Source organism: Polaribacter septentrionalilitoris (assembly GCF_009832745.1).
GTDB classification, from domain to species: domain Bacteria; phylum Bacteroidota; class Bacteroidia; order Flavobacteriales; family Flavobacteriaceae; genus Polaribacter; species Polaribacter septentrionalilitoris.
The window spans coordinates 1-25,080 of record NZ_VRMJ01000036.1 but is presented as its reverse complement, the minus strand read 5'-3'; the positions used below and the strand labels follow the sequence as shown (position 1 = coordinate 25,080).

27 protein-coding genes are annotated in these 25,080 nt (G+C 30.2%); 12 read left to right on the top strand and 15 right to left on the bottom strand.

What is annotated here, in order from left to right; all coding sequences use genetic code 11:
* Nucleotides 1-30: 30 nt before the first annotated feature.
* Nucleotides 31-2,046, bottom strand: a complete 2,016-nt coding sequence (locus FP421_RS09720) for a M3 family metallopeptidase (protein WP_159950058.1) — start codon at nt 2,044-2,046, stop codon at nt 31-33.
* Nucleotides 2,047-2,228: 182 nt separating this feature from the next.
* Between FP421_RS09720 and FP421_RS09715 the strand changes: the two genes are divergently transcribed.
* Nucleotides 2,229-4,748 (top strand): T9SS type A sorting domain-containing protein, encoded by a 2,520-nt coding sequence (locus FP421_RS09715; RefSeq protein WP_159950056.1) that lies wholly within the window; start codon nt 2,229-2,231, stop codon nt 4,746-4,748.
* Nucleotides 4,749-4,826: 78 nt separating this feature from the next.
* Here FP421_RS09715 and purE read toward each other — a convergent pair whose 3' ends face one another.
* Genes purE through FP421_RS09700 form a run of 3 tightly spaced genes read right to left on the bottom strand, consistent with a single transcriptional unit; the run spans nt 4,827 to nt 6,948 of the window.
* Nucleotides 4,827-5,306, bottom strand: a complete 480-nt coding sequence (gene purE / locus FP421_RS09710; RefSeq protein ID WP_159950054.1) for a 5-(carboxyamino)imidazole ribonucleotide mutase — start codon at nt 5,304-5,306, stop codon at nt 4,827-4,829.
* 2 nt (nt 5,307-5,308) lie between these two features.
* Complete coding sequence (locus tag FP421_RS09705) at nt 5,309-6,466, bottom strand: 5-(carboxyamino)imidazole ribonucleotide synthase (RefSeq protein WP_159950052.1); 1,158 nt, start codon at nt 6,464-6,466, stop codon at nt 5,309-5,311.
* A gap of 53 nt (nt 6,467-6,519) precedes the next feature.
* Nucleotides 6,520-6,948: a Rieske (2Fe-2S) protein gene (locus tag FP421_RS09700; RefSeq protein ID WP_159950050.1), complete on the bottom strand. Its 429-nt coding sequence runs from the start codon at nt 6,946-6,948 to the stop codon at nt 6,520-6,522.
* Between the two features lie 113 nt (nt 6,949-7,061).
* Between FP421_RS09700 and greA the strand changes: the two genes are divergently transcribed.
* The 3 genes from greA (at nt 7,062) to FP421_RS09685 (ending at nt 8,262) form a co-directional block, all read left to right on the top strand.
* Nucleotides 7,062-7,535, top strand: a complete 474-nt coding sequence (greA, locus tag FP421_RS09695; protein WP_159950048.1) for a transcription elongation factor GreA — start codon at nt 7,062-7,064, stop codon at nt 7,533-7,535.
* A 126-nt stretch (nt 7,536-7,661) separates the two neighbouring features.
* Nucleotides 7,662-8,051: an HIT family protein gene (locus FP421_RS09690; RefSeq protein WP_159950046.1), complete on the top strand. Its 390-nt coding sequence runs from the start codon at nt 7,662-7,664 to the stop codon at nt 8,049-8,051.
* 1 nt (nt 8,052) lies between these two features.
* On the top strand, nt 8,053-8,262 hold the full coding sequence (locus tag FP421_RS09685) for a hypothetical protein (RefSeq protein ID WP_159950044.1): 210 nt from the start codon (nt 8,053-8,055) through the stop codon (nt 8,260-8,262).
* Nucleotides 8,263-8,474: 212 nt separating this feature from the next.
* Here the strand turns inward: FP421_RS09685 and FP421_RS09680 are convergent, their stop codons facing one another.
* Nucleotides 8,475-9,626: a sensor histidine kinase gene (locus tag FP421_RS09680; protein WP_159950042.1), complete on the bottom strand. Its 1,152-nt coding sequence runs from the start codon at nt 9,624-9,626 to the stop codon at nt 8,475-8,477.
* Between the two features lie 78 nt (nt 9,627-9,704).
* On the opposite strand from FP421_RS09680, the gene FP421_RS09675 reads away from it, so the two are divergent.
* On the top strand, nt 9,705-10,565 hold the full coding sequence (locus FP421_RS09675) for a flavin reductase family protein (RefSeq protein ID WP_159950040.1): 861 nt from the start codon (nt 9,705-9,707) through the stop codon (nt 10,563-10,565).
* Between the two features lie 14 nt (nt 10,566-10,579).
* Nucleotides 10,580-10,948, top strand: a complete 369-nt coding sequence (locus FP421_RS09670; protein ID WP_159950038.1) for a DUF3127 domain-containing protein — start codon at nt 10,580-10,582, stop codon at nt 10,946-10,948.
* 120 nt (nt 10,949-11,068) lie between these two features.
* Here the strand turns inward: FP421_RS09670 and FP421_RS09665 are convergent, their stop codons facing one another.
* Together FP421_RS09665 and FP421_RS09660 are read right to left on the bottom strand one after the other, a co-directional pair.
* The gene (locus FP421_RS09665; protein WP_159950036.1) at nt 11,069-11,302 is read right to left on the bottom strand and encodes a DUF1456 family protein; all 234 of its coding nucleotides are present in this window, start codon (nt 11,300-11,302) and stop codon (nt 11,069-11,071) included.
* 19 nt (nt 11,303-11,321) lie between these two features.
* Nucleotides 11,322-11,945, bottom strand: a complete 624-nt coding sequence (locus FP421_RS09660; protein WP_159950034.1) for a YqaA family protein — start codon at nt 11,943-11,945, stop codon at nt 11,322-11,324.
* Nucleotides 11,946-12,068: 123 nt separating this feature from the next.
* Between FP421_RS09660 and aat the strand changes: the two genes are divergently transcribed.
* Nucleotides 12,069-12,695 carry a leucyl/phenylalanyl-tRNA--protein transferase gene (aat, locus tag FP421_RS09655; RefSeq protein ID WP_159950032.1) on the top strand — a complete coding sequence of 209 codons (627 nt, stop codon included), beginning with the start codon at nt 12,069-12,071 and terminating at the stop codon, nt 12,693-12,695.
* Nucleotides 12,696-12,753: 58 nt separating this feature from the next.
* On the opposite strand, the gene FP421_RS09650 is transcribed toward aat, so the two are convergent.
* The 4 genes from FP421_RS09650 to FP421_RS09635 all read right to left on the bottom strand — a co-directional run bounded on the left by FP421_RS09650 (nt 12,754) and on the right by FP421_RS09635 (nt 16,233).
* Nucleotides 12,754-13,740: a PliI family lysozyme inhibitor of I-type lysozyme gene (locus FP421_RS09650; protein ID WP_159950030.1), complete on the bottom strand. Its 987-nt coding sequence runs from the start codon at nt 13,738-13,740 to the stop codon at nt 12,754-12,756.
* Nucleotides 13,741-13,971: 231 nt separating this feature from the next.
* Nucleotides 13,972-14,379, bottom strand: a complete 408-nt coding sequence (gene mscL / locus FP421_RS09645) for a large conductance mechanosensitive channel protein MscL (protein WP_159950254.1) — start codon at nt 14,377-14,379, stop codon at nt 13,972-13,974.
* A 137-nt stretch (nt 14,380-14,516) separates the two neighbouring features.
* Nucleotides 14,517-15,617: an alanine racemase gene (gene alr / locus FP421_RS09640; RefSeq protein ID WP_159950027.1), complete on the bottom strand. Its 1,101-nt coding sequence runs from the start codon at nt 15,615-15,617 to the stop codon at nt 14,517-14,519.
* A complete protein-coding gene (locus FP421_RS09635) occupies nt 15,610-16,233 on the bottom strand; it encodes a thymidine kinase (protein ID WP_159950025.1) in 624 nt (207 codons plus the stop codon). Before FP421_RS09635 ends, alr begins: the two co-directional genes overlap by 8 nt.
* A gap of 100 nt (nt 16,234-16,333) precedes the next feature.
* Between FP421_RS09635 and FP421_RS09630 the strand changes: the two genes are divergently transcribed.
* The 3 genes from FP421_RS09630 to FP421_RS09620 all read left to right on the top strand — a co-directional run bounded on the left by FP421_RS09630 (nt 16,334) and on the right by FP421_RS09620 (nt 18,695).
* Nucleotides 16,334-17,149 carry a hypothetical protein gene (locus FP421_RS09630; protein WP_159950023.1) on the top strand — a complete coding sequence of 272 codons (816 nt, stop codon included), beginning with the start codon at nt 16,334-16,336 and terminating at the stop codon, nt 17,147-17,149.
* A 3-nt stretch (nt 17,150-17,152) separates the two neighbouring features.
* On the top strand, nt 17,153-18,133 hold the full coding sequence (locus tag FP421_RS09625; protein WP_159950021.1) for a glycosyltransferase family 4 protein: 981 nt from the start codon (nt 17,153-17,155) through the stop codon (nt 18,131-18,133).
* Between the two features lie 85 nt (nt 18,134-18,218).
* On the top strand, nt 18,219-18,695 hold the full coding sequence (locus FP421_RS09620; RefSeq protein ID WP_159950019.1) for a DUF4252 domain-containing protein: 477 nt from the start codon (nt 18,219-18,221) through the stop codon (nt 18,693-18,695).
* Nucleotides 18,696-18,714: 19 nt separating this feature from the next.
* Here the strand turns inward: FP421_RS09620 and FP421_RS09615 are convergent, their stop codons facing one another.
* The gene (locus FP421_RS09615; protein ID WP_159950017.1) at nt 18,715-19,062 is read right to left on the bottom strand and encodes an arsenate reductase family protein; all 348 of its coding nucleotides are present in this window, start codon (nt 19,060-19,062) and stop codon (nt 18,715-18,717) included.
* Nucleotides 19,063-19,103: 41 nt separating this feature from the next.
* Between FP421_RS09615 and FP421_RS09610 the strand changes: the two genes are divergently transcribed.
* A complete protein-coding gene (locus FP421_RS09610; protein ID WP_159950015.1) occupies nt 19,104-19,559 on the top strand; it encodes a DinB family protein in 456 nt (151 codons plus the stop codon).
* Between the two features lie 328 nt (nt 19,560-19,887).
* Here FP421_RS09610 and FP421_RS09605 read toward each other — a convergent pair whose 3' ends face one another.
* The 3 genes from FP421_RS09605 to FP421_RS09595 form a co-directional block, all read right to left on the bottom strand.
* A complete protein-coding gene (locus FP421_RS09605) occupies nt 19,888-20,679 on the bottom strand; it encodes a THC0290_0291 family protein (RefSeq protein ID WP_159950013.1) in 792 nt (263 codons plus the stop codon).
* Nucleotides 20,680-20,743: 64 nt separating this feature from the next.
* Nucleotides 20,744-22,363 (bottom strand): Ig-like domain-containing protein, encoded by a 1,620-nt coding sequence (locus FP421_RS09600; protein WP_159950011.1) that lies wholly within the window; start codon nt 22,361-22,363, stop codon nt 20,744-20,746.
* A 57-nt stretch (nt 22,364-22,420) separates the two neighbouring features.
* Nucleotides 22,421-23,107, bottom strand: a complete 687-nt coding sequence (locus FP421_RS09595; protein WP_159950009.1) for a ComF family protein — start codon at nt 23,105-23,107, stop codon at nt 22,421-22,423.
* Between the two features lie 124 nt (nt 23,108-23,231).
* On the opposite strand from FP421_RS09595, the gene FP421_RS09590 reads away from it, so the two are divergent.
* Nucleotides 23,232-24,773, top strand: coding sequence for a glycine--tRNA ligase (locus tag FP421_RS09590; protein WP_159950007.1), 1,542 nt, complete (start codon nt 23,232-23,234; stop codon nt 24,771-24,773).
* The last annotated feature ends 307 nt before the right edge of the window (nt 24,774-25,080 follow it).

The window sequence follows — 25,080 nt, the reverse complement described above, 5'->3', positions numbered from 1 at the left end:
TCAATAAAAAGTGTTAATTAGTATCGATATTTAAATCAAACCAGCTCTTTTTAGCAAAGCATCAGGTTTTGGTTCCTTGCCTCTAAAACTTTTATACAATTCCATAGGTTGTATGGTTCCTCCTTTAGACAATACTGTTTCCTTAAATTTAATAGCCACTTCTTTGTTAAAAATTCCTTCTTCTAAGAAGTACTCAAATGCATCTGCATCTAAAACTTCTGCCCATTTGTAAGAATAGTAGCCTGCAGAATAACCTCCTTGAAAAATATGAGAAAAAGCAGTACTCATGCAATTTTCTGCAACATCAGGATATAGTTTAGTCTCAGAAAACGCATCATTTTCAAACGCTTTTACAGAAGTTATTTCTGATGGATTTTCACTGTGCCATTTCATATCTAATAATCCAAAACTCAATTGACGAAGTGTTTGCATACCTTCATGAAAACTTGCAGATTCTTTAATTTTTTCTACATATTTCATTGGAATCACTTCTCCAGTTTCATAATGTTTTGCAAACAACTCTAAGGCTTCTTTTTCATAACACCAATTCTCTAAAACCTGACTTGGTAATTCTACAAAATCCCAAGAAACAGAAGTACCAGATAAACTATTATAAGTGGTATTTGCTAACATGCCATGTAATGCATGCCCAAACTCGTGAAACAAAGTAGTTACCTCGTTAAAAGTTAATAATGATGGTTTGGTTGGTGTAGGTTTTGTAAAATTACACACGATAGAAACATGAGGTCTTTCGTTTACACCATTTTTAATTTGTTGTGATTTGTAAGATGTCATCCACGCTCCATTACGTTTACCAGATCTTGGATGAAAATCTGCATAAAAAACAGCAATAAAATTCCCTTGAGTATCTGTAACACTGTATGTTTTTACATCTTCGTGATATTTGTCTATTGTAGAAATCTCTTCGAAATGTAAATCGTACAATCTATTTGCAATTTCAAAAACTCCATCAATAACATTTTCTAGCTTAAAATAAGGTTTTAGCAATTCTTGATCTAAATCAAAAATTTCCTTTTTTAATTTTTCTGAATAGTAAGCACCATCCCATTTTTGCAATTGGTCAATTCCGTCTAATTTTTTGGCGTATTTCTCTAAATTTTCGAATTCCTTTTTTGCAGCAGGTTTTGCTTTTTCAAGTAATTCATTAGAAAAAGAAATTACTTTTTCTGGGTTTTCAGCCATTCTTTCTTCTAGAACAAAATGTGCATGGGTTTTGTAACCTAATAAATTTGCTCTTTGATGGCGCAAGTTAACAATGTCTAAAACAATTTTTTCATTGTTATTTTTATTATTTTGAAAACCTTTAGCACCAAAAGCTATTGCCATTTTTTTACGCAATTCTCTATGGTCAGCATAGGTTAAAAAAGGAATGTAACTTGGGTAATCTAACGTGAAAATCCAACCTTCTTTATTTTTTTCTTTAGCCAATTGATGAGCAGCTTCTTTAGCCGATTCTGGCAACCCAGATAAATCTTCTTCTTTAGTAATATGAAGTTCAAAAGCATTGGTTTCTGCTAAAACATTTTCACCAAACTGAAGCGAAAGTTTAGAGAGTTTCGTGTCTATTTCTCTTAGTCTACTTTTATCATTTTCATTCAAATTAGCACCGTTTCTTGCAAAACCTTTGTATTGTTTCTCCAATAACATCTCTTGTTCAGGAGTTAAATGAAGATTTTTTCTATTGTTATAAACTGTTTTTACTCTTTTAAATAAAGCTTCATTTAATGTGATATCATTTCTAAATTCACTCAACCAAGGAGAAACTTCTTGTGCTATTTTCTGAATTTCATCATTGGTTTCAGCAGAATTTAAATTAAAAAAAATACTTGTAATTCTGTTTAGTTTTTCACCAGTAAAATCTAAGTCAACAGTTGTGTTTTCAAAAGATGGTTTTGAAGAATTATTTATAATTTCATCAATTTCAGATTTTGCTATTTCAATGGCTTTTTTTATAGCAGGTTTGTAATCATCATTAGAAATTTTAGAAAAAGGAGCTGTGTTAAAATCTTGTAAAAGTGGGTTCATTTACGTTGCTTTTTTAGAGTTCAAATATAAAGAATTCATTAATCTTATTGTTTATTTTGTTGTAATATCATTTTAGCGACACTAAAGGTCCGTTTAACGAATTCTTCTAAGAGTTTAGAATATTTGAAATTATTTTTGTAAGGACTTTAATTGCAACATTAAAGTTGGTTAAAATTTTAATTATGAGAAATATATTATTATTAATTTTAAACTTAATGGTAAGTTTGAGTTTTGCTCAAACAGATAATGATGGTTTTTATTTTGACGGTGTAGATGATTTTATAAATGTAGGTGACGCTACTAATACTAGTATTAACAATATTAACAGAAGAACTACCAACAACAGAACTTACGAGACATGGTTTAAAGCAGCAGAAGTTACTACTAGACAATTTATTATGAAAGAAGGTGCAGGTACTAGAGCTGTTGTAGCATATATTGAAGGAGGGTATTTAGTTGTAGGAGGATATAATAGAGCAGACTACACTCCAAGATGGGAAGGAACCTATTTTAGAAAAGCAATTTCTGCTGATACATGGTATCATGTGGCACTTGTTTTAGATGATGCTCAGGCCGCGAATAATACCACAAATCCAATGGGAGCTAATCAAAATACAGCGTTAAAGTTTTATTTAGATGGGACATTAATTGGTGAAAATTCTGGTTATCAGTTTGGGGGTCATAATACTATGAGACTAGGATATAAAGATGCTAGTGTGAGATTTCCTAGTATAACTTCAACAGGATGGACAAATCAATTAGATTCTGATTATTTCTATAGTTCATCAGCTTTAACAAGTTTTTCAGGAACTAATTATTTTGAAGGATATTTATGGGGATTCAGGATTTGGAATAGGGTAAGAACGCCACAAGAAATAGATGATTACAAATCAGATATAATTACAACAGTTGGTACAGATGATTTGGTTGCTATTTTAGATGGAGATACTTTTACGTATTTAGCAAATGATAATACTAGCACAGAAGAGGCAACAGTATCTCCTGTAGATACAATTATTTGGAGTGATACAGCAGGATCTACAGATTGGAATACTGGTTCTAATTGGGTAGGTGGTGCTGTGCCAAATTTTTTAAAAAAAGAGGCAGCAGTTATTCAAGAGCAAACATCTGGTAGTAACTACCCAGTAATTACAGGTAGTGAACATATTATTACAGGAGACTTAGAAGTAGAAACAGGTGCAGAAATAACAATAGAGGCAGGAGGTACTTTAGAAATTGCCTACGATTTACTAAACAATGGTTCTATTACTGTGGAAGATTCAGCAAGTTTAATTCTAAGAGAAAAAGAATCGAGTATAAGTGCAGGTACTTTTGAAATACAAAGAACTACTCCTTCTTATGGAGGTAATGATTTTTATTCTTATTGGAGTTCACCTGTAAATAGTGCAGATTCTAATATTGCTACAGTTTTTCCAGATGCAGAACTTATTTATGCTTTTGGAGCAAGTACAAATAATTCAGATTGGATACTTCATGGAACATCAAATTTTGAACCAGGAGCTGGTTATGCAGTTCAAAATGAAGGTTCAGGTGGACAATTAAGAACCTTTACAGGAAATATAAATAAAGGAGATATTGCAGTTAATATTTACAATACAACAAACCTTGAAGGTTTAGATAATAATGGTGATGATTGGTCTGATAAAGGTGATAATTTAGTAGGTAATCCTTACCCTGCAGCCATAGATTGGGATTTAGTTGTTACAGATCCTGATAATACAGAAATAAATGGAGAGGTTTACTTTTGGAGTCAAGAAACATCTCAAATAGGAGAAAATAATGTGTCTGAGTATTTAGTTTATAATTTAACAGGCACTAGTGATGCCACATCTATTACAAACAGTTATATTGGAGCAGGACAAGGTTTTTTTATTAAAACAGAAAGCACAGATTCTGATTTAAAAATAACTTTTAAAACTACACATCAGGTTCCAGGTAAAAATGCAACGTTTTATAGAAGTTCCAATACAAATTCTAGCACTAAAAAAACTACAGGACGTTCTTGGTTTTCTTTAAATCATAATGATAAAATGAATACATTATTAGTAGGTTTTATTGAAGGAGCTACAAATGATTTTGATAGGTTGTATGATGCTCCTTTTGATACCAGTCAAAAATCATTAGGATTTTACACCATAGCAAACGAAACTAATAAAGCAACTATACAAGGTTTACCAGAATTAGTAGAAGATGAGGTTGTTGTTAAAATGGGATATGTTGTAGATGAAACAGGTGATTATTCAATAAAGATTCAAGAAGAATATATAGATGAAGATTACTATATATACCTTATAGATACAGAACAAGAAATTACTGTAGATTTAAGACAACAAGAATACGATTTTACAATTGAAACTACTGGAGAAAATAATACAAGATTTAAAGTTATCTATACTAAAGAAAAAAGAAGTAGATATCAAAAATCCTTAAATACAGATTCTTTGTCTACATACTCTAAAAACTTATCTGTTTATATTGATGAAGGTAAGAATTTAATAGTTAAATATGATTTAGAAACTGTAAAAAAAGTTTCACTTTATAATATTCAAGGTAGAAAAGTAGCTAGTTTTTTAGGAACACAAACTAAACATATTTCTAAATTGTCTAGAGGTGTTTATATTATAGCAGTTACTTTAGAAGATAATAGAGTTTTTAACAAAAAAATAATGATTACTAAGTAGTATATGGTTAATTACTAAAATAAAAAAAGCTCTGAAATAATTTATTTCTGAGCTTTTTTTATTAAGAATAGTATTAGTTTATTTCTTTACACGTTCAGAAGCTTTTTCAACTTTTAGTTTTAAGCCTTCTTTGTAAGCAATAATTTTATCTAAAACACATTTATCTGAAGCACCAATAATTTGCGCAGCCAAAATTCCTGCATTTTTTGCACCATCTAAAGCTACTGTTGCAACAGGTACGCCACCAGGCATTTGTAAAATTGATAGCACAGAATCCCAACCATCAATAGAGTTTCTGCTTTTTACAGGGACTCCAATAACTGGTAACGGACTCATACTCGCAACCATACCAGGTAAATGCGCTGCACCACCTGCACCAGCAATAATTACTTTTATACCTCTTGTATGTGCATTTTTAGAATAATCAAATAATTTTTCTGGAGTTCTATGCGCAGATACAATATCTACTTCAATTTGAATATCCATGCTTTCTAAAACATCAATTGCTTCTTGCATTATTGGAAGATCAGAATCACTTCCCATTATAATTCCTACCATAATTATTTGCTTATTACTTTAATCGTTTCTTTTACTTGTTGCGCTACTTTTCTTGCAGTATCAATATCAGAATTTACAATAGTAACATGTCCCATTTTTCTAAACGGACGTGTTTCTTTCTTACCATAAATATGAGGTGTAACTCCATCAATTTTTAAAATATCATTTAGGTTTTCATAAACAACATCACCAGAAAAACCTTCTGCACCTACTAAATTCACCATAATTCCTGCAACTTTACTATCTGTATTTCCTAAAGGAAGATTTAAAATAGAACGTAAATGTTGTTCAAATTGATTGGTATAACTCGCTTCTATAGAATAATGACCAGAATTATGAGGTCTTGGAGCTACTTCATTTACTAAGATTTTATCATCAACAGTTTGAAACATTTCTACAGCTAACAACCCAATAAAATCTAATTCTTTTACTACATTTAAAGCAACTGCTCTCGCTTTTTCAGCAACTTGACTATTTATTCTTGCAGGACAAATAACATATTCTACTTGGTTGGCTTCTGGATGAAATTCCATTTCTACAACAGGATACGTTGTAGTTTCTCCATCGTCATTTCTTGCTACAATTACCGCCAATTCGTTTTTAAACGGAATTAACTTTTCTGTAATGCATTCTACATTGGGTAAACTATTTAAATCATCAGTATTTCTAACAATTTTTACGCCATTTCCATCATAACCAAAACGTGCTGCTTTCCAAACAAATGGAAAATCAATAATATCATTTTCAACAGAATGTTTTAATTCTTCTTTGTAAGCATAATGTAAAAATTCTGCAGTAGGAATTTGATGATCTACATAAAAATTTTTCTGTCTTGCTTTACTTTGAATAATTCTTAAATCTTTTGGCTTTGGATAAATGGTCAGACCTTCGTCTTCTAATTTATCTAAGGCATCTAAGTTTACATTTTCAATTTCAATAGTTAACAAATCTACTGTTTTACCAAAGTTGTAAACAGCATCAAAATCTAATAAATCCCCAACAACAAACTTGTTGCAAATTTCTGCACAAGGTGCGTTTTTGTTACTGTCTAAAATTGAGGTGTGGATGTCAAATTTTTGAGTTTCAGCCAGCAACATTCTTCCTAATTGCCCACCACCTAAAACTCCTAATTTAAAATCTGAAGAAAAATAATTTTTCACGTTTAATAGAATTACGTTTTGACAAAAATACGCAACTTAAACTTTTTATGCTATTAAAAATTAGTGATTCGAAGTACAGTTCCGTTTTTAATTACCCTGTATTCTATCGCTGGACAAACAAAACCATTAGTTTGTGGTTGACCACCAATACCAAACCCAACACCATACTCGCTATTATCACATTGGCATTTTAAGACAATACCACGTTCAAAAGTCATAGGCTGATTGCAATCGCTTGCAGGACAACGTTTATCGTAAGCAACAAATTCATTTCCGTTAACGTTTATTAGTAGAATTCCTTTTTCTCCTCTATTGTTAAGTTCTACAAATCCGCCAGGAACAAGTGCACTGATTAACTCAGGATTGTTTAAATCAGCAGTAATACTTAATGGCAATGATTGAATACAATTTTGTAAGTTCTCATTATTAGAGCAACTTAAAATTGTTAAAAATGTAATAAAAAGAAGTGCTTTTTTAATCATAATTTGTGTTCATCACTATTAAAACGCTGGCAAGTTACAAATATTTTGTACATTTGTATTCTAATCTCATTCCTATTTTGGCGATGGGATTTTTATTTTAAATAGAACACATTATGAGCAACATATCGTATTATTCTGAAGAAGGATTAAAGAAATTGAAAGACGAGTTGGTGCAACTAGAACAAGTTGAAAGACCAAGAGTAACTCAAGAAATTGCAGACGCAAGAGATAAAGGTGATTTGAGTGAAAATGCAGAATATCATGCAGCAAAAGAAGAGCAATCGCATTTAGAAACTAAAATTGCAAAATTAAAAAATGTAGTAGCGAACGCTCGTATTTTAGATGAATCTCAATTGGATATTTCTAAGATATTAATTCACTCTAATGTAGTTATTAAAAATACAACAAACGGAATGGAGTTTAAGTACAGATTAGTAGCAGATTCTGAAACAGATGTTAGAAACGGAAAATTATCTGTAAACTCACCAATTGGTAAAGGTTTGTTAGGGAAAAAAGTAGGAGAAATTGCAGAAATTCAAGTTCCTAACGGAATTATGAAATTTGAAATTATAGAAATTTCTAGGTAAACTTGTCTGTCATTCTTGCCAAAGCAGGAATCTATAAATCACAAATTCGGGTTTTGGCATTGCCAAAACCCGAATTCTTTTTAATATATTTACTATTGTCTAAATACTAATATTTAAAGACTATTTATGAGCATATTTACCAAAATAATTAACGGAGAAATTCCTTGTTATAAAGTTGCAGAAAACGATGATTATATTGCTTTTTTAGATATTAATCCTAATGCAAAAGGGCATACATTAGTTGTGCCTAAAAAAGAAGAAAACAAAATATTTGACTTGTCTAAAGAAGAATATTTAGCGTTAATGGATTTTTCATACCAAGTTGCAGAAGCTTTAGAAAAAGCGGTTCCTTGTAATAGAGTTGGACTTAGTGTTATTGGTTTAGAAGTGCCTCATGTTCATGTGCATTTGATACCTATTAACAATATGGCAGATATGCAGTTTATGAAAAAAGAGAAACTAACTGATGATGAATTTACTGCTTTAGCAGAACGTATAGCTGAAAAATTTCAGTAAAATGAAAGAATGGGTAAAAGTTGGTTTAGCTTGGGGTATTTGGATGTTTGTAGCCATGGCATTTTTTTGGCCTTTAATAGATGGTGAAGAAATTACCCTTAAAATTACTTTGATTAAATTTATTTTTTGGATGTTTGGCGGTTTAGTTTTTGGATACATAATGGTAAAATTCAAAAAGTATAAACACGTAATAATTCCTAAAAAAAAATAACTCATGAAAAAAATAAATAAAAGAAAAACTTTGACAATTTTGTCTATTGGATTGTTACTAATTGCATTTTCACAAATAGTTAGTCATTTTATAACATTAAATGATGTTATAAAAGGTTTTCTAATGGGAATAGGAATAGGATTATTAATTACCTCTTTAATTATTAGAAATTATAAAAAATTGACTATCTAGTTTTTAGAAAGATTAAATAATTAGATTTTATTCAACAAAATCTCAAAAGTAGTTCCTTTTTCCAATTCAGATTTTTGTACAAAAATTTTGCCTTTGTGATAATCTTCAACAATTCTTTTAGATAAAGATAATCCTAGACCCCAACCACGTTTTTTTGTAGTAAAACCGGGTTTAAAAATCTGTTTAAATAATTTTTTAGACATTCCTTTACCAGTATCAGAAACCGTAATTTTTATTTTTTTAGAGGTACTCTCTAAATTTAATATCAATTCTCCTTTGCCTAACATCGCATCAATAGCGTTTTTAATGAGATTTTCTATAACCCAACCAAATAATTCTGTATTAATGTTGGTGTATATTTCATCATCAGTAGTTAAAAATAAAAATGAAATTTGTTTAGAACTGCGAGATTCTAAATAATCAAAAGCTTGCTTAGTAACCGTAACAATGTTTTCTTTTTTCAGTTCAGGTACAGAACCAATTTTAGAAAAACGATTGGCGATGGTATTTAGTCTATGCACATCTTTTTCAATTTCATCAATGTAAGTTTCATCAACTTTCTCCATTTTTAAAATCGAAACCCAACCTAATAAAGAAGACAAAGGTGTGCCTATTTGGTGCGCAGTTTCTTTTGCCATTCCTGTCCATAATCTATTGGTTTCTGCAGCTTTGTTAGAACTGTAGAAGAGATACACAACAGATAAAAATAAAATCAAAATTAAAACTAATGCTAACGGATAATAAGTAAGTCTGTTTAATAAATCAGAATCACTGTAATAAATATATTGTTTGTTATTGCCTGAAATACTTACCTCTATTGGAGTATTTTCAGATTTCATTTTAGCAAGTATTTTTTTGATGTATTTTGGATTTAAAACTTTTGTGGAGTCTAAGTTTTGAGATGTGATAAACTCTCCTTTATTATCCACTAAAATCATAGGAATATTTGTGTTACTTTCTATAATTTTTAAGGGCAAACTCACACTTGCATTGAGGTCAGTATTCGAGGCAATTTCTTTTTGTGCATCTGCTAAAATTTCCATCTTAATACGTTCATCTTCTTTAAATTTTTGAAAGAAAATATAGGTGTTCCAAAGAATCAAAGAGACAATTACCAATGAAATAAAAATGGATATTCGTCTAAAAAGAATGCTGTTTGTTAAAAAATTCATTAAAACAAATATAAAGGTTTCCAGTATATAACTCATTTAAAGATTTGATAGTATCTTTACTTATCTAAAAATTTACGAATGCTTTCTATCAATCCAAATAAGATTCCAACAGGAAAATTACACGGTTATTTATTAGGTGCAGTAGCTCCAAGACCCATTGCTTTTGCAAGTACTATTGATGTGTATGGAAATCCTAATTTATCACCATTTAGTTTCTTTAATGTGTTTGGCTCTAATCCGCCAATCATGATTTTTTCTCCAGCAAGAAGAGTAAGAAACAATACAACGAAACACACTTTAGATAATGCTTTAGCAACAAAAGAAGTAGTGATAAATGTAGTGAATTATGATATTGTACAACAAATGTCTTTGAGTTCTACAGAATATCCAGAAGGTGTCAATGAGTTTGAAAAGGCAGGATTTACGATGTTGCCATCAGATGAAATTAAACCTTTTAGAGTGGCAGAATCTCCTGTACAATTTGAGTGTAAAGTAAATGATGTTATTTTTACTGGTGATGAAGGTGGAGCAGGAAATTTAATTGTTTGTGAAGTAGTCAAAATTCATATTGCAGATGATGTTTTGGATGAAAACGGAGCCATAGATCAATATAAAATAGATTTGGTGGCTAGAGCTGGAGGTAGTTATTATTCGAGAGCAAGAGATGGGTTTTTTGAAATTCCGAAACCAATTGCTACCCTCGGAATTGGTGTTGACGCAATTCCGTCTGAAATTAGAAATAGTACAGTTTTAACAGGAAATAACTTAGGGATGTTGGGTAACGTAACTCAATTACCATCTAATGAAACTGTTGATAACTTTGCAAAAGAACATCCGCAATTTATTGGGTTAGAAACCTCAAAAAAACATACATTTGCGCAAGAGTTTTTAAATAAAAATGATGTAGAAAGTGCTTGGAAAGTGCTTTTAATTAAATAGTTAAGATTTATATTATGGAAGTTATTGGAAAAATAAAATTAATTGGTGAGGTACAAACTTTTGGTGCTAATGGTTTTAGAAAAAGAGATGTTGTGGTTACTACAGATGATCAATATCCGCAAATGATTAGTGTTGAATTTCATCAAGACAAAACAGATTTGTTAAACAATTATAAAGTTGGACAAGACGTAAAAATTTCAATAAATTTAAGAGGAAGAGAGTGGATTAATCCACAAGGAGAAGCAAAATATTTTAACTCAATAGTTGGTTGGAGAATTGAAAACTTATCACAACAAGACGCTCCAAGTAATTTACCACCAGTAGATCAATTTGAGCCAGCTTCTAAGGTTTCTGATGAAGAACCAGATGATTTACCATTCTAAAAATAGTCAGTTGTCTTTAGACGATAGTAAATAAAAAAGAGCATTAATGTTAAGGTTAATGCTCTTTTTTATTTTTGTCTACTGTCTACTGTCTACTGTCTACTGTCTACTGTCTACTGTCTATTTCTTTGGCATTGGCCCACGTAAATGTATAATTAAGCCATTTAAAAAATTGCGTAAAAACTGATCTCCACACTCCATATATTTTGGATGATCTTCTTTTCTAAAGATTGCACCTAATTCTCCTTTGGTTACTTTAAAATCTACCAAAGCGCAAATATCAATAATATCTGTGTCACGTAATTTATGTGCAACTCTTAACTTTTTAAAAACGTCGTTATTTGTTAATCCCATATTGGTAAATGTACTTAATTTATGTTACTACTTGAAATATAGCCCAAGCATAAGCTGCAAAACGAGCAAAACGAAACAACCCAAATAAAACTACATTTTTAAAAGGATATTTAATCATACCAGCTGCCATACAAGAAATTGAAAAAGGCACAGGCAATAATGCTCCAACCAAAATTAAAAAACCTCCCCATTTTTTAGAATTCTTGAGGTGTTTTGCCATTTTAACTTCTAAATAGATTTTTACAGTTTCAATTTTTAAGGCTAATTTTCCAATAAAATAAGATAATAATCCGCCTACATAAGACAATGTTGCCAAAATAGCTAGGTTTAAAATGGGCTCAGGAGTTTTTTTTGTCCAAGCAATAAATATTTCTGGTGGAATTAATCCTAAGAGTGTTTCTGAGGTAAAGAAAAACGAAAAAATACCAAGTCTAGAAAAAGTTTCTGTAATCGATTCTAAACCTTCGTTAATGTTGTAAACGTACCTGTTAATTAAGAAAAGACCTAGAACAACAGATAAAATTGGGATAAATGCTTTTTTTAAACTTACCCAAATAAACATATAAAAACCAGTTCTTGAATAGTAAAAGTGCATTAATTTAGCTCTTTCTTTTTTGGTTTTTATTCTTTTTTTCTTTGTCATTGTAATGTTTCTATTCCTATTGAAACGGGCTGCAAAAATAAGGACTTCTTGCGGATAAAACTTATAAAACTTTAAGATTAACCGTTTTTTAAGAATTCATTATTTTCGCTTAAAATAGTTGTGATGATTTGGCTTTCTAAAAATATCGTTTTTCCTCCTTATGAGTTAACGACTGACGACGGAATTATTGCCTTAGGTGGAGATTTGTCTGAAGAACGATTAATCTATGCTTACAAAAACGGAATTTTCCCATGGTATTCTGAAGGTGAACCTATTGTATGGTATTGTCCACATAAAAGAATGGTGTTGTTTCCTGATGATATAAAAGTGTCAAAATCAATGGGAAAAATTATCAATAAAAATGAGTTTACTATTACTGAAAATAAAGCTTTTGAAGAGGTGATTTTTCATTGTAAACATATTGAAAGAAATGATGGTTTTGGAACTTGGATTACAGATGATATGGAGCAAGCTTACATCAATTTGCATAAAAAAGGTTTTGCAAAATCTATAGAAGTTTGGAAAAACAAAGAATTGGTTGGTGGTTTATACGGCCTAGAAATGAATACTGTTTTTTGTGGAGAAAGTATGTTTAGTAAAGTGTCTAATGCTTCTAAATTAGCGTTTATCCATCTAGTTAAAAACAACAATTACAAGTTAATAGACTGTCAAGTTTATAATGATCATTTGTCAAGTTTAGGAGCTAAAGAAATTGAAAGAACAGAATTTTTACAGATTCTAAAGGAATAGTGTTTTTGAAATTTGACGAAATCAGATAATAATATAAAGCAATTCTTTACAGTAGCTTTTAATATTCAGTTATTTTATGAACTTCGAGTTTTCTCATAGCTTCTCCTTCAACTAATCTGTAAGAAACTTGTCTAGTTCCTCCTGTTGGTTTAGCATTTGTATCTCCTTCTTTATAAATTGGAAAGCGCTGACCTAAAGTGTTTTCAACGATTGAAAACTCATCATGCCCCATATATCCTTGATTTATCTTGCTGTTTTCTGCAGTTGGTTGAAAATAAACCTGACTCATTGATTTCTTATTGTTTACCGAAAAAGCATAAACATTTCCATAACTACCACTACCAACTGATTGGGTGTAGATAAAAAGTTCAGGCGAACCATCAGAATTAAGATCTTCAACTTCTGCATTTATTACTTCTTCGCCCTCGATATTGAAAGTTTCGTTGTATTCATGTTCTTTTAAACCAAATGTAAAAATTGTTAGCGTATTCTTTCCATCTTTTTCTATTGATAAAATATTGAAGCCAATGTCTTGTAGATTTAATACTTTACTAAACTTTGTTTTATCAATTTGACTTTGATCAAGGGGTTCATCTATTTTTGAGTATGTACCACTAATACTTGCGCCACCTGAACAATAAAAATAGAGTAAACTTTCGTCTTCTTGTTTTTTGGCAGTAATACTGATTTTAGAATCAGTAAATGCAAACAGAATAGTTTTTCCTTTAATTTGTGTTTGGTAGGTTTTGTCATCAACTTTTCTGGCAATGGCATCAAATGTACAGGTTGGTTTTTTATTATCTGCTCTCGAGCGAATTGAAATATTTAGTTGATTGTTTTTTGCTTTAGTAACTGATACAGAGACCCAATCATAACCTTCACTTCTTTTTAAATAGTCTTCAGAAACGTAGTTGGCAGTTATACTTAATTCTTTAGTAATCTTTTGTTCAGAATCTTTTTCAGTCTTTTCTGTATTGTTTTTACAGCCAATAAACAAAAAAAGAATTAACACCGATATATAATGTATTTTGATATAATTTTTCATTTCTAGTAGTAATTTAATTATCGTTAACTAAAACTTTGTTAATGACTTGTATTCTGCGTTAGCTAAGTTATATTTTTAAAAGTTGATAAACAAACTAAACTAAAACAATCAACTTCAAAAAAAATGAAATCGGTAGTCATGAAGAAGCTTATCTTTATTAGGTTTATCCTTATAAAGCATAAAAAAACCCAAGCATTTGCTTGGGTTTTTTATTTATACATAAGAGAATTCTTATTTTTTCTTAGCTAATAAATCTCTTATTTCTGCTAGTAGATCTTCTTGACTTGGACCTTTTGGAGCTGCTGGAGCTGGTTCTTCTTTCTTTTTAGTGGCGTTAACACCTTTTACAATTAAGAACATTACAAAAGCAACAATGATAAAGTCGATTACGTTAGTAATAAAGTCACCATATAATACAGCTACTTCACCAACCACTTTGCCAGCATCGTCTGTAACACCTTCTTTAACAATCCATCTTAGATCTTTAAAGTTTGCGTTAAATACTAATCCAATTAACGGAGAAACAATTCCTCCTGTAAAAGAAGTAACAACTTGTTTAAAAGCTGCACCCATAACAAAACCTACAGCAATGTCTACAAGGTTACCCTTCATTGCAAAGTCTTTAAATTCTTTAAGCATTCCCATTATTTATTGTTTTTTAATTAGTTTATCATGGCGAAGATAAAAAAAATGTTTTTTTAGATGTTTTTTATTCGATGAGAAGTATAATTTAGGCCTTTAAAGGTTCTTTTTTAAAATAATAAAGTTTAGTCTTTTTATTTTTTTAAAATTTTTGAAACTCGTTGAGAGATGGAAGTTAATATTTCATAAGAAATTGTTTCAGATACATCTGCATTATGCAGAATCATTTCTTGAGTATTAAAAATGATAACTTCATCACCTTCTCTACAATTAATTTTAGTGACATCTACCATAATCATATCCATACAAACATTACCAATAATTTCTGCTTTTTGATTATTGATGAGTACATACCCTTTTCTGTTTCCTAACTTTCTAGACAATCCGTCTGCATGACCAATAGGAATCGTTGCAGATTTGGTTGGTCTTTTTGCAACAAAAGCCCTATTGTAACCAACAGTTTCTCCTGGTTGTATCAAATGAATTTGAGAAATGATAGATTTTAAATTATGAGTGTTTTTTAGTTGAGATGTTTCTTTTTCATCGTTACCAAAACCATATAGACCTATTCCTACTCTAACCATGTCAAACTGTGCCTTAGAATAGTTGACAACTCCAGAAGTATTTAAGATATGTAGCATAGGTTCATAGCCCAAATGTTTATAAAACTGTTGAGCGATATAGGCAAAATTGTTAATCTGATTAACAGTAAAATCTTGCTCTTCTAAATCTTCACTAGCAGCCAAATGCGAAAATAAAGATGCCACTTTTATATGATTTGTTTCTTTTAAACTACTGATAATTTTAGGAATATCTGTATGCCAAAATCCTAATCTATTTAATCCAGTATTAAATTTAATATGTACAGAATAATTCATTAACAGAATTTTATCTGCCAATTTTAAAAAAGCATTAAAAATTTTAAAATTGTATAAATTCGGTTCTAGTCTATACTCAATAATAGATGGTAAGTTTGGTATTTGCGGATGCAAAACTAAGATAGGGGTTTTAATACCAGCTTCTCTAAGCGAAATTCCTTCATTGGTATACGCTACCGCAAAATAATCTACTTTGTCTTTTAAAAATTGAGCAATTTGCACACCATCACTTCCATACCCAAAAGCTTTTACTACCGCTAAAATTTTGGTTTTAGGTTGTAGTTTTTGTTTGAAATAATTTAGGTTATGTTTTAGGGCATTTCCATCAATTTCTAAAACTGTTACGTGGTTATTCATCAGCAGAATTTTCTTTTTGAGAAGATTTTTCTTCTTGCTGATTTTTAACAGCTTTATAATATGCAGCTCTACTTAAAGGTTCATATTCTTGAGTTTCGCCCAATAAAACCAAATCATCATTTTGTGCTTTGCGAAAACTATAATGGGCTAAATTACCTGTATGAGTGCAAACTGCGTGAACTTTAGTTACATATTCTGCAGTAGCCATTAAAGCAGGCATTGGTCCAAAAGGATTTCCTTTAAAGTCCATATCTAAACCAGCAACAATAACACGAATTCCTCTGTTTGCCAAATCATTACAAACAGCAACAATTTCATCGTCAAAAAATTGCGCTTCATCAATACCAACCACATCAACATCATTTGCCAATAATCTAATATTTGAAGAAACTGGCACAGGTGTAGAACGAATCCTGTTATCATTATGAGAAACCACTTCTTCGTCATCATATCTTACATCAACAGCAGGTTTAAAGATTTCTACCCGTTGTTTGGCAAATTGAGCACGTTTTAAGCGCCTAATGAGTTCTTCTGTTTTACCAGAAAACATTGAGCCACAAATTACTTCAATCCATCCAAATTGTTCTGTATGATTTACGGTATTTTCAAGAAACATTTTGTAATTTTAGGCGTTATATGATTAAATTTCCTGTTACTTTGAGTTTTAGCAAATTTATGAATATTTACGTGTAAAAAATAAATTCAACTTACAACTTATGCACAAAAGATTAGAAACCGATTTAATGTCTCTTGCTCACGAGATTTTACAAATGAAAGACAAAGAGGATGTATTTGCATTGAAAGAAAAATCTAGAGAGATTTATGAAAAATTATCGCTTTTGGCCTTTGTTGAAGAATATATGAATACCACTTCAAATCCAGAAGAAACTAAAGAGGAGTTACTTAACAAAGTAGATAAGGCACTTGAGTTAAAAGAAATTATTGATCAAGTTGTTGAAGAGAAAGAAGTATTACAAAAGAAAGAAGACGAAGAAAAAGTTGTACATCAATTAGAGGAAGAAATTCAAGAAGTAGCTGAAGAACCTAAAAAAGAAATTGAGGTAAAAACTGAACCAGAAACTGAAGTAGAAGTAGAAGAAATTGTTGAGCAACCCTTTGATGAGATAGAATCTTTGTTGTTTGAGCCAGCGCAACCCGAAGTTGAAGAAAATAATGATGCAAAAGATGTTGAAGAAAGAAAAACGAAGACTTTAGAAGAGGAACTAGAAGATACCATTCCTGTTGATGAAATAGCAACTCTGTTTGATTCTCCTGCACCTACAAAATCTTTGAACGATAAATTATCAACTCATATTCAAATTGGGTTGAACGATAGAATTGCATTTGTAAAAAATTTGTTTGATGGCAGTCAAGAGGACTTTAACAGAGTAGTTTCTCAATTAAATACTTTTAAAACAGAAAAGGAAGCGAAACAGTTTATCAATAAAATGATTAAACCAGATTATAATTGGTCTGAACAAGAAGAGTTAGAAGCTCGTTTTATGGAGATTGTAGAACGTAGATTTGCATAATTTTTGAAACCTATATTAATCCATACTCATTTTCATAGACGCAGAACTGGTGTTACCAGAAGTATTGAAAATGTGTTGCCTTTTTTTAATGAAAAATTCGAAACCTTTATTTACGGCTATAACATTAAGGGGCGCAAAATTTCAAAATCACAACTCAGAAAAATTCTTTTTTCTAATAGAGAAGTTGTAGTGCATTGTCATAGAAATAATGAGATATTAAAAATGCTATTTTGGCGTTTTTTTGGAGCAAAATTTAGTTTGATAGCAACTCGTCATGCAGAAACTACTCCTTCTGGATTAACGATAAAGCTGCTAAAAAAAGCCGATAAAGTTGTAACGCTCATCAAAAGTATGAGCAATAATTTAGGGATAGAAAATACTATAGTTGGTCACGGAATTGATATTGATTTATTTCAACCCAATCCTACAAAACGAATAGAAAATATCCCACAAAAAAACTTGATAGTTTGTGCTGGAAGAGTAAGAAAAGCCAAAGGACAAGTTACTTTGTTAGAAGCTTCTAAAGTTTTAAAAAATCATGCAAACTGGGGGTTAGTTATTGTTGGTAAAGTAGATAAACCACAGTTCTTAGACGAGCTAAAATCAATAGTTAAGAAACACAAAATTGAAGATCAAGTTTATTTTGTTGATGAAACTCAAGATATTGTATCCTATTATCAAGCAGCAAAAATTGCAGTTGTTCCTAGTTTTTCTGAAGGATTTTCTTTAGTTACTGCAGAAGCTATGGCTTGTGAATGTTCTGTAATTGCAACCAAAAATGTTGGTGTGCATTCAGAATTAATCACACCTCAAAAAAATGGATATTTATTTGAAGCCGGAAATGTTGATGAACTAGAGCAATTGTTAGAAAACTCAATCTCAAATCAAATTCCGTTGTTAGGAAAAGAAGGAAGAGCAGAAATTTTGGAGAATTGGAGTGCTCAAAAAGAAGCAGAAGGTTTGATAAAGGTTTACAAATCTTAGTTTTATCAACTATTGAAATCAATATTAAAAAAAAACATATGTAACAAAATAAAAACTAAGTCGTCTCAAAGTAAAACCAAATATTATGAAACGACTTACAACTATTTTATGTGCATTTTTTATGATAAGTGCAGTAGCACAAGAAACTACATTTAAAAAGTTTTACAAACAACATAAAGATCAATCTGCTTTTTCAATCAATTTAAATGCCTCTTTTGCAGGTTCTTTTTTAAGTGATGATGATAATGAAGATTTACAAATATTGTTAAAAAAATCTGGAGATTTTAAATTAATGGTCTTTAATAATGAAGATGCTTCAGTATCTAAAGATTTTAAAAAATACTTAAGAAAACACAAATTAAAAACGATGGCTCGTGTAAAAAGTGATGGTAGTAAAGCTGCTTTTTACATTTTAGAGAAAAAAGATAGAATCAAAGAAATTGTTTTAAAAGCAAGTGGAGATGACGATAAATTAGTCATTTTTGGTTTAAAAACCGACTTAACAAAAGAAGAGTTAGCAGATATTATGTCAAATTCAAACATGAATATCACAACTAAGTAAAAGTTTAAAAGAGAAGATATTAACCTATCTTCTCTTTTAGTTTTTCAATTACTTTTTTACTATTCCCAATAAAAATTTCATCTTCAACAATAAAAACAGGACGCTTTAAAAACGTGTATTCATCTAACAAATATTGTCTGTAATCAGCTTCAGACAAATCCTGATTTTTCAAATCCATAGCCGTATACAATTTTGCGCGTTTGTTAAACAAGGCTTCATAGCTACCAGAAAGTTGATACATTGCTTCTAATTGAGACACATTAATATGATTTGTTTTGATTTCTTGTCGTTCAAAACCATCCGTATTTACTTCCTTTAAAATTCTTCTACACGTATCACAAGTTTGCAAAAAATAGACTTTCTTCATTTTAATCAATTATATTTACACTTCAAAATTAACAATAAAAAATGAAGGAACAATTCGATGTTTTAAGAAAATCTAGAGAGCTAGTTATAAAAGAACTAGAAGGTTTAACTATGGAGCAAATTCATAAAACTCCAGAAGGCTTTAAAAATAATATTGCTTGGAATGTTGCGCATTTGGTAGTTACCCAACAGTTGTTGCATTATAAATTATCAGGTTTAAATCCTTTATGTCCAGACGATTTAATTGAGGCGCATAAAAAAGGTACCTCACCAACTAAAACTTTTACAAAAGAAGAATTTGAAGAGGTAAAAGAGTTGTTAGTTGGGTTGCCAAATACTTTAGAAGAAGATTTTGAAGCAGGTATTTTCGAGAATTACCAAGAATATCCAACAAGCACAGGTTTTGTATTGAGTTCTATAGAAAATGCAATTGCGTTTAACAATTTTCACGAAGGCATTCATTACGGAATTATACGATCTATAAAAAAGTTTTTGTAGTAGCTATTTCCAGCTTTCACTACTCGCTTTTTTTCGTAAGCTCAAAAAGAGCTCAAACATACCGTTCTATCTGGGCTAAACTTGTTTGCTAACTTTAAGTAAATAATTGGTTGTTTGCTTATTTAAAAACATAAGACAAAATTAAGTTACATAACCAGAACACCTAAAGGTAAGGATTACAGAGCTTTTATTTAGATTAAGTATCTGATACACAACACCTAATATTTTAAAAAGGTTTAAGTTTATGGAAAAAAAGACCGCCAATTGGCGGTCTTTTTTTGTATTTGAATAATTTAGGGGGCTTATTCAAATAAGCTTAGGGGTTTTTTTAATAGAATAGTGGGGTGTTAAAGTTCAAGTGATAAACAATACCAAATTGAATATTTACCAACCATTCATTATTTTTATTTTCGATGACTTTGGCTTGGAGACCATCTATCTTATCAGAAAAAAAGTATTGATAATTAAACTGTGCAACCAAATCAATTTTAGGAGCTAATTTAAACCTAGTTCCTAAGCCTAAAGCCAAGGAAAAAGCATTTCCAGATCCTACATCTAATGCTTTATTTGAAGTGTATTTTTTAGGAAGAACAGAAATATCCTGCGTCCAATCTCCTAAATTAGATTGTAAGCCATTTGTAAAGGAAGAGTATTTTATACCAAAAGTAAAGTATGGATTAAACCACATATGAGAATGTGGATAGACAAATTCTTCTAAAGGACGATAATAATATTCTAAATGCAGTCCTAAGTTTAGCATTCTTAAAGTACCATTCATTGCTCTTAGCTGTTCTGCTCCATAAGAACTTCCTTTAGCCCATTTACCATGATGTTCTAATTTAACATTGCTTAAATATTGTAACTCTGTTTTAACCATTAAATGGTTGTGAAGTACATTGTTGGGATCCCACCTCAAAGTTCTATTATAGAAACTAAGGTAGTGTGCAACAGAATAAGAAATTCCGTTGTTGTTCCATTCGCTTGCAAAGTTGCCTCTTTGTCCGTAATCTGCTTGTAAACTAGAGGTGCCAACAAAAACACCAATGTCATGGGTGAAATGTTGAGCCTTAAATTCTAGAATAAAAACAATTACAAAGATAATTGTTATTAGGGGTTTCAAGATTTAGGGGTCTTAAAGTAAGCACCAAATATATAGTAAAATATTTATAATTACAAAACTTAGTCTACTTTTTAACTGTAAAGACATTACCATCTAAATAGTAATTGGCTCTTAATTCCAGTTCAGTTTCATAAAAAATAATGGTTTCAGGCAGTGTTTTTTGCAAGTAATTTCCTGTATCCCACTTACCATTTTTATTGGTATCTATGATAGCCCTCACAAAATAAGATTTTGGTTCTAAAAGATCAAAAACTAAATTTTTTGAAGTACCCGAAATAAAGTTACGCTCAATAATTTCATCTTTATTTTTACCAGAGATAAGGTCTATGATTAGATTTTCGTTGGTTTCATTGACAATATTCATTGTAATTCTACCATAATCTTCAATTTCTTTAGTCGATAGGTTAAAAGTTAGTGTATCATTTTTTTGTTTGTAAATATCAGAAAAAGCCCCTGGAAGTATTTTTAATGAATATTTTTGTTCTTGTTTTTTATCAAATAATAAAGCTACTTTATTTTTGGTATCTATATTTAACTCTTTAAAAGAGATAGCAATAGTATCTTTATTTATGATGGAAATTTTGCTAGTATCAACTTTTACAATAGGATTGTTAGAATTAATAAAAAAGGTGTCTCTAAAATGAAGAGTTCCATTTATGGAAGATTTTAAAATAAGAGAATCAATTTTATTTTTTCTTAGTCTCACAGTAACTGTATCTAAGAAAACATCATTATAGACTAGGAAATTTAATGAATCTGATTCAAAAGGGGTAAACCAATAATTTAAAGTGTCTCTATCAATTTCAAATTTAGAGATACTCTTAAAATCAGTAGGCACATCAGAAGTTATTTTTACTCTAAAATCTTTAACCTTACCATCATATCCAAAAATAATTTTTCCTTTGTTAGTCTCTTTTGCACGCCTAAATCTATAAGGTTGAATTTCTTTAAAAACCTGAATTGGTGTATTTATAACGCTATCTCTAGGAAGCATAATTGTATCTGGATAAAAACCAATTTTATCTACTTTAGGGTTAAATAAGTAGTCACTTGAAGACTCTTTTAAAGCAATCATCAAGTATTTTCCTTTTCTAAGATTTGTAAACGTAAATTTTGTGGTATCTAACGTATTGGTAACATAATTGGGTTTTTTCTTAAACACAATTGAGTCTGTAAAAGAACTATCTATTTGATACAAAAGTACATTGGTACTTTTTAGGTTTTCTGTAGTATAAGCATCCTTAACACTTCCAGTTGTGGTTAATGAATCGATATAAGTTCCTGTGGAAAAAACATACTTAAAAGCTTCTAAAGTATTACCTTCATTATTATCTTCAACAGCATTCCCAAAATTAATAATATAGGTTGTATTTTGTTTTAGGGTATCTAAAATTTCTAACTGTAATTTTTTAGTTGCAGCACCTTGTGGGGTTACTAATAAAGGGTATTTTAGCGGTGGAGAAACAATTAATTGTTTGCTGAGGTCTTTTAGTTTGATAAACTCGTTAAATTCTAATTTAATTTCCTTTTTATCAAAATTAATAGTTTCATAGGGTGGGTTTGATGTTGTAAATAATGGAGCTTCCTCATCTTTTGGCCCACCTTCTGGTCTTCCTGTTCTAGCACAATTAGAAAGGATTATTACAGAAATACTAAAAAAAAGAAATCGAAAAAAAGTTTTCACTAGTAAGAGATTTTGATACAAATTAACAATATATTTTTCATTTAAAAATCATAAAATTTATTCTGTGTAAGCCATTGTTAAAATACTAACCTTTACTTTGTTTTCTTTTTTAATTTCTTCAATGCAAGCTTCTAAAGTTGCACCTGTAGTAATAACATCATCAATAAGTAAAACATGTTTGTTTTTAAATATTGATGGGTTTTTTACTTCAAACTTTGTATTTGTATTTTTAAATCGCTCAAAACGTGATTTATAGGTTTGTGTTTTTGTTGATGAAACTCGAACAAGTTCATGCTCTAAAAGCGGTTTTTGCATATGTAAACTTAATTGTTCTCCAAATTTAGTGACCTGATTATAACCTCTTTGTTTTAATTTTTTAACGTGTAAAGGAACAGGAATAATACAATCAATATCTATAAATTCTTTGTTCTCTTTTAGGATATCTCCTATCCAATTCCCAAAAAAAACTCCAATATCTTCATTTCCTTTATATTTTAATTCGTGAATCAACTTTTTTGTGATTCCTTTTTTTCGAAAGAGAAGTAGCGAAAAAGCCTTTTCTACTTCTGTTCTGCCATAAAATACTTGAGTAACCTTATTGTCTTGATAATTAGTAATATTTGTAAATGGTAAATCATGCCTGCAAAATGTGCACAAAATAGTTTCATTATTGATCAATTGATTTTCACAATTGACACACAATTCAGGATAAAATATCCTGAAAAAATCATTGAGAATTTTCATTTTTTTAGCAATTTATCAGAAAGATAAGTAAAATTATTAAAAATAATTTGCAGAAATCACATCAAAAAAACTTGAACCCTTTTTTATTGAAAAATTTACCTAAACGTGTATCTTTGCGCTCATTATGGCAAAACAAGAAGATCAGTTTAAAAAAGTCTTATCACACGCAAAAGAATATGGTTATGTGTTTCAATCTTCAGAAATTTATGACGGATTAAGTGCTGTGTATGATTATGCTCAAAATGGAGTTGAGTTAAAGAAAAATATTAGAGAATATTGGTGGAAAGCAATGGTGCAGTTGCATGAAAATATTGTAGGTATTGACGCTGCAATATTAATGCATCCAACAACCTGGAAAGCTTCTGGACACGTAGATGCATTTAATGACCCTTTAATAGATAATAAAGATTCTAAAAAACGTTACAGAGCTGATGTTTTGGTTGAAGATTTTAGAGAAAAAATAAATCAAAAAATAGAAAAAGATATTACCAAAGCTAAAAAACGATTTGGTGATGCTTTTAACGAAGAAGAATTTAGAGCTACAAATCAAAATGTAATTCGTCGTCAAAAACAAATTGATGAAATTTCTGCTGAATTAACTCGGGTACAAGAGGAAAGTGATTTAGTTGGCTTTAAACAATTAATTGTTGATTTAGGTATTGGATGTCCTGCTTCTGGTTCTAAAAATTGGACAGAAGTAAAGCAATTCAATCTTATGTTTGGTACTCAAATTGGTGCTTCTGCAGAAAATTCTACGCAAGTGTATTTAAGACCAGAAACTGCACAAGGTATTTTCGTAAACTTTTTAAATGTTCAGAAAACTGGGCGAATGAAAATTCCATTTGGTATTGCACAAACAGGTAAAGCATTTAGAAACGAGATAGTTGCAAGGCAATTTATTTTTAGAATGCGTGAGTTTGAACAAATGGAAATGCAATTTTTTGTAAAACCAGGAACTCAAAAACAATGGTATGAACAATGGAAAGAAACCCGTTTAAAATGGCATTTGAGTTTAGGAATGGGAGCAGAAAATTATCGTTTTCATGACCATGATAAGTTAGCACATTATGCAGATGCAGCAGCAGATATTGAGTTTAATTTTCCTTTTGGATTTAAAGAATTAGAAGGGATTCACTCTAGAACAGATTTCGATTTAAGTCAACATGAACAATATTCTGGTAAGAAATTACAATATTTCGATCACGAAGAGAATAAAAGTTATGTGCCTTATGTGGTTGAAACTTCTATTGGTTTAGACAGAATGTTTTTAGCGGTGTTTTCAAATTCTTTACAAGAGGAAGCATTAGATAATGGAACAACCAGAACAGTTTTAAAATTACCAGCAGTTTTAGCACCTTTTAAAGCAGCAGTTTTACCATTGGTTAAAAAGGATGGTTTACCAGAAGTTGCTAAAAAAATTATAGAAGATTTAAAATGGGATTTCAATGTGTTTTATGACGAAAAAGATGCTGTTGGAAAGCGCTACAGACGTCAAGATGCAGCAGGTACACCATTTTGTATTACAGTAGATCACGATTCTTTAGAAGACAATTCTGTTACGATTAGACATAGAGATACTATGGATCAAAAACGTGTAAAAATTTCTGATTTAAAAGAGATTATAAAACAAGAAGTTGATGTAAAAACTTGGTTACAGAAAATGTAATCCTTAATTATAGAACAAAAAAAAGGAGTCTAATTAGACTAGTCATGGTCGGAAGATTTTTCTTCCGACTTTTTTGTTTTATAAATTACTATTTAAGAAACTAAAAATCAACTATTTAGCTTGTTTATTTGATAATATTTACGTATCTTTTTATCTGATAATCAGCTATTTATGTCAGTTTTTAAAGATCATAAAATTTCAGTAAATCAATTATTGAGAGTTATACCAGAAGCTCTTTTATCCAACTTATCAGTAACTACTAAAGTAGATTATTATGCCAAAGTACTTCATGGTAAAAAGATGTTCT

Coding starts and splice junctions, on each gene's coding strand:
- aat (WP_159950032.1), top strand. CDS start 12,069: ATGATTTGGCTTTCTAAAAATATCGTTTTTCCTCCTTATGAGTTAACG.
- alr (WP_159950027.1), bottom strand. CDS start 15,617: ATGAATAACCACGTAACAGTTTTAGAAATTGATGGAAATGCCCTAAAA.
- FP421_RS09690 (WP_159950046.1), top strand. CDS start 7,662: ATGAGCATATTTACCAAAATAATTAACGGAGAAATTCCTTGTTATAAA.
- FP421_RS09715 (WP_159950056.1), top strand. CDS start 2,229: ATGAGAAATATATTATTATTAATTTTAAACTTAATGGTAAGTTTGAGT.
- FP421_RS09630 (WP_159950023.1), top strand. CDS start 16,334: ATGCACAAAAGATTAGAAACCGATTTAATGTCTCTTGCTCACGAGATT.
- FP421_RS09670 (WP_159950038.1), top strand. CDS start 10,580: ATGGAAGTTATTGGAAAAATAAAATTAATTGGTGAGGTACAAACTTTT.
- FP421_RS09610 (WP_159950015.1), top strand. CDS start 19,104: ATGAAGGAACAATTCGATGTTTTAAGAAAATCTAGAGAGCTAGTTATA.
- FP421_RS09590 (WP_159950007.1), top strand. CDS start 23,232: ATGGCAAAACAAGAAGATCAGTTTAAAAAAGTCTTATCACACGCAAAA.
- FP421_RS09665 (WP_159950036.1), bottom strand. CDS start 11,302: ATGGGATTAACAAATAACGACGTTTTTAAAAAGTTAAGAGTTGCACAT.
- FP421_RS09680 (WP_159950042.1), bottom strand. CDS start 9,626: ATGAATTTTTTAACAAACAGCATTCTTTTTAGACGAATATCCATTTTT.
- mscL (WP_159950254.1), bottom strand. CDS start 14,379: ATGCTTAAAGAATTTAAAGACTTTGCAATGAAGGGTAACCTTGTAGAC.
- FP421_RS09595 (WP_159950009.1), bottom strand. CDS start 23,107: ATGAAAATTCTCAATGATTTTTTCAGGATATTTTATCCTGAATTGTGT.
- purE (WP_159950054.1), bottom strand. CDS start 5,306: ATGGTAGGAATTATAATGGGAAGTGATTCTGATCTTCCAATAATGCAA.
- FP421_RS09720 (WP_159950058.1), bottom strand. CDS start 2,046: ATGAACCCACTTTTACAAGATTTTAACACAGCTCCTTTTTCTAAAATT.
- FP421_RS09635 (WP_159950025.1), bottom strand. CDS start 16,233: ATGTTTCTTGAAAATACCGTAAATCATACAGAACAATTTGGATGGATT.
- FP421_RS09675 (WP_159950040.1), top strand. CDS start 9,705: ATGCTTTCTATCAATCCAAATAAGATTCCAACAGGAAAATTACACGGT.
- FP421_RS09650 (WP_159950030.1), bottom strand. CDS start 13,740: ATGAAAAATTATATCAAAATACATTATATATCGGTGTTAATTCTTTTT.
- FP421_RS09615 (WP_159950017.1), bottom strand. CDS start 19,062: ATGAAGAAAGTCTATTTTTTGCAAACTTGTGATACGTGTAGAAGAATT.
- FP421_RS09620 (WP_159950019.1), top strand. CDS start 18,219: ATGAAACGACTTACAACTATTTTATGTGCATTTTTTATGATAAGTGCA.
- FP421_RS09700 (WP_159950050.1), bottom strand. CDS start 6,948: ATGATTAAAAAAGCACTTCTTTTTATTACATTTTTAACAATTTTAAGT.
- FP421_RS09660 (WP_159950034.1), bottom strand. CDS start 11,945: ATGACAAAGAAAAAAAGAATAAAAACCAAAAAAGAAAGAGCTAAATTA.
- FP421_RS09685 (WP_159950044.1), top strand. CDS start 8,053: ATGAAAGAATGGGTAAAAGTTGGTTTAGCTTGGGGTATTTGGATGTTT.
- greA (WP_159950048.1), top strand. CDS start 7,062: ATGAGCAACATATCGTATTATTCTGAAGAAGGATTAAAGAAATTGAAA.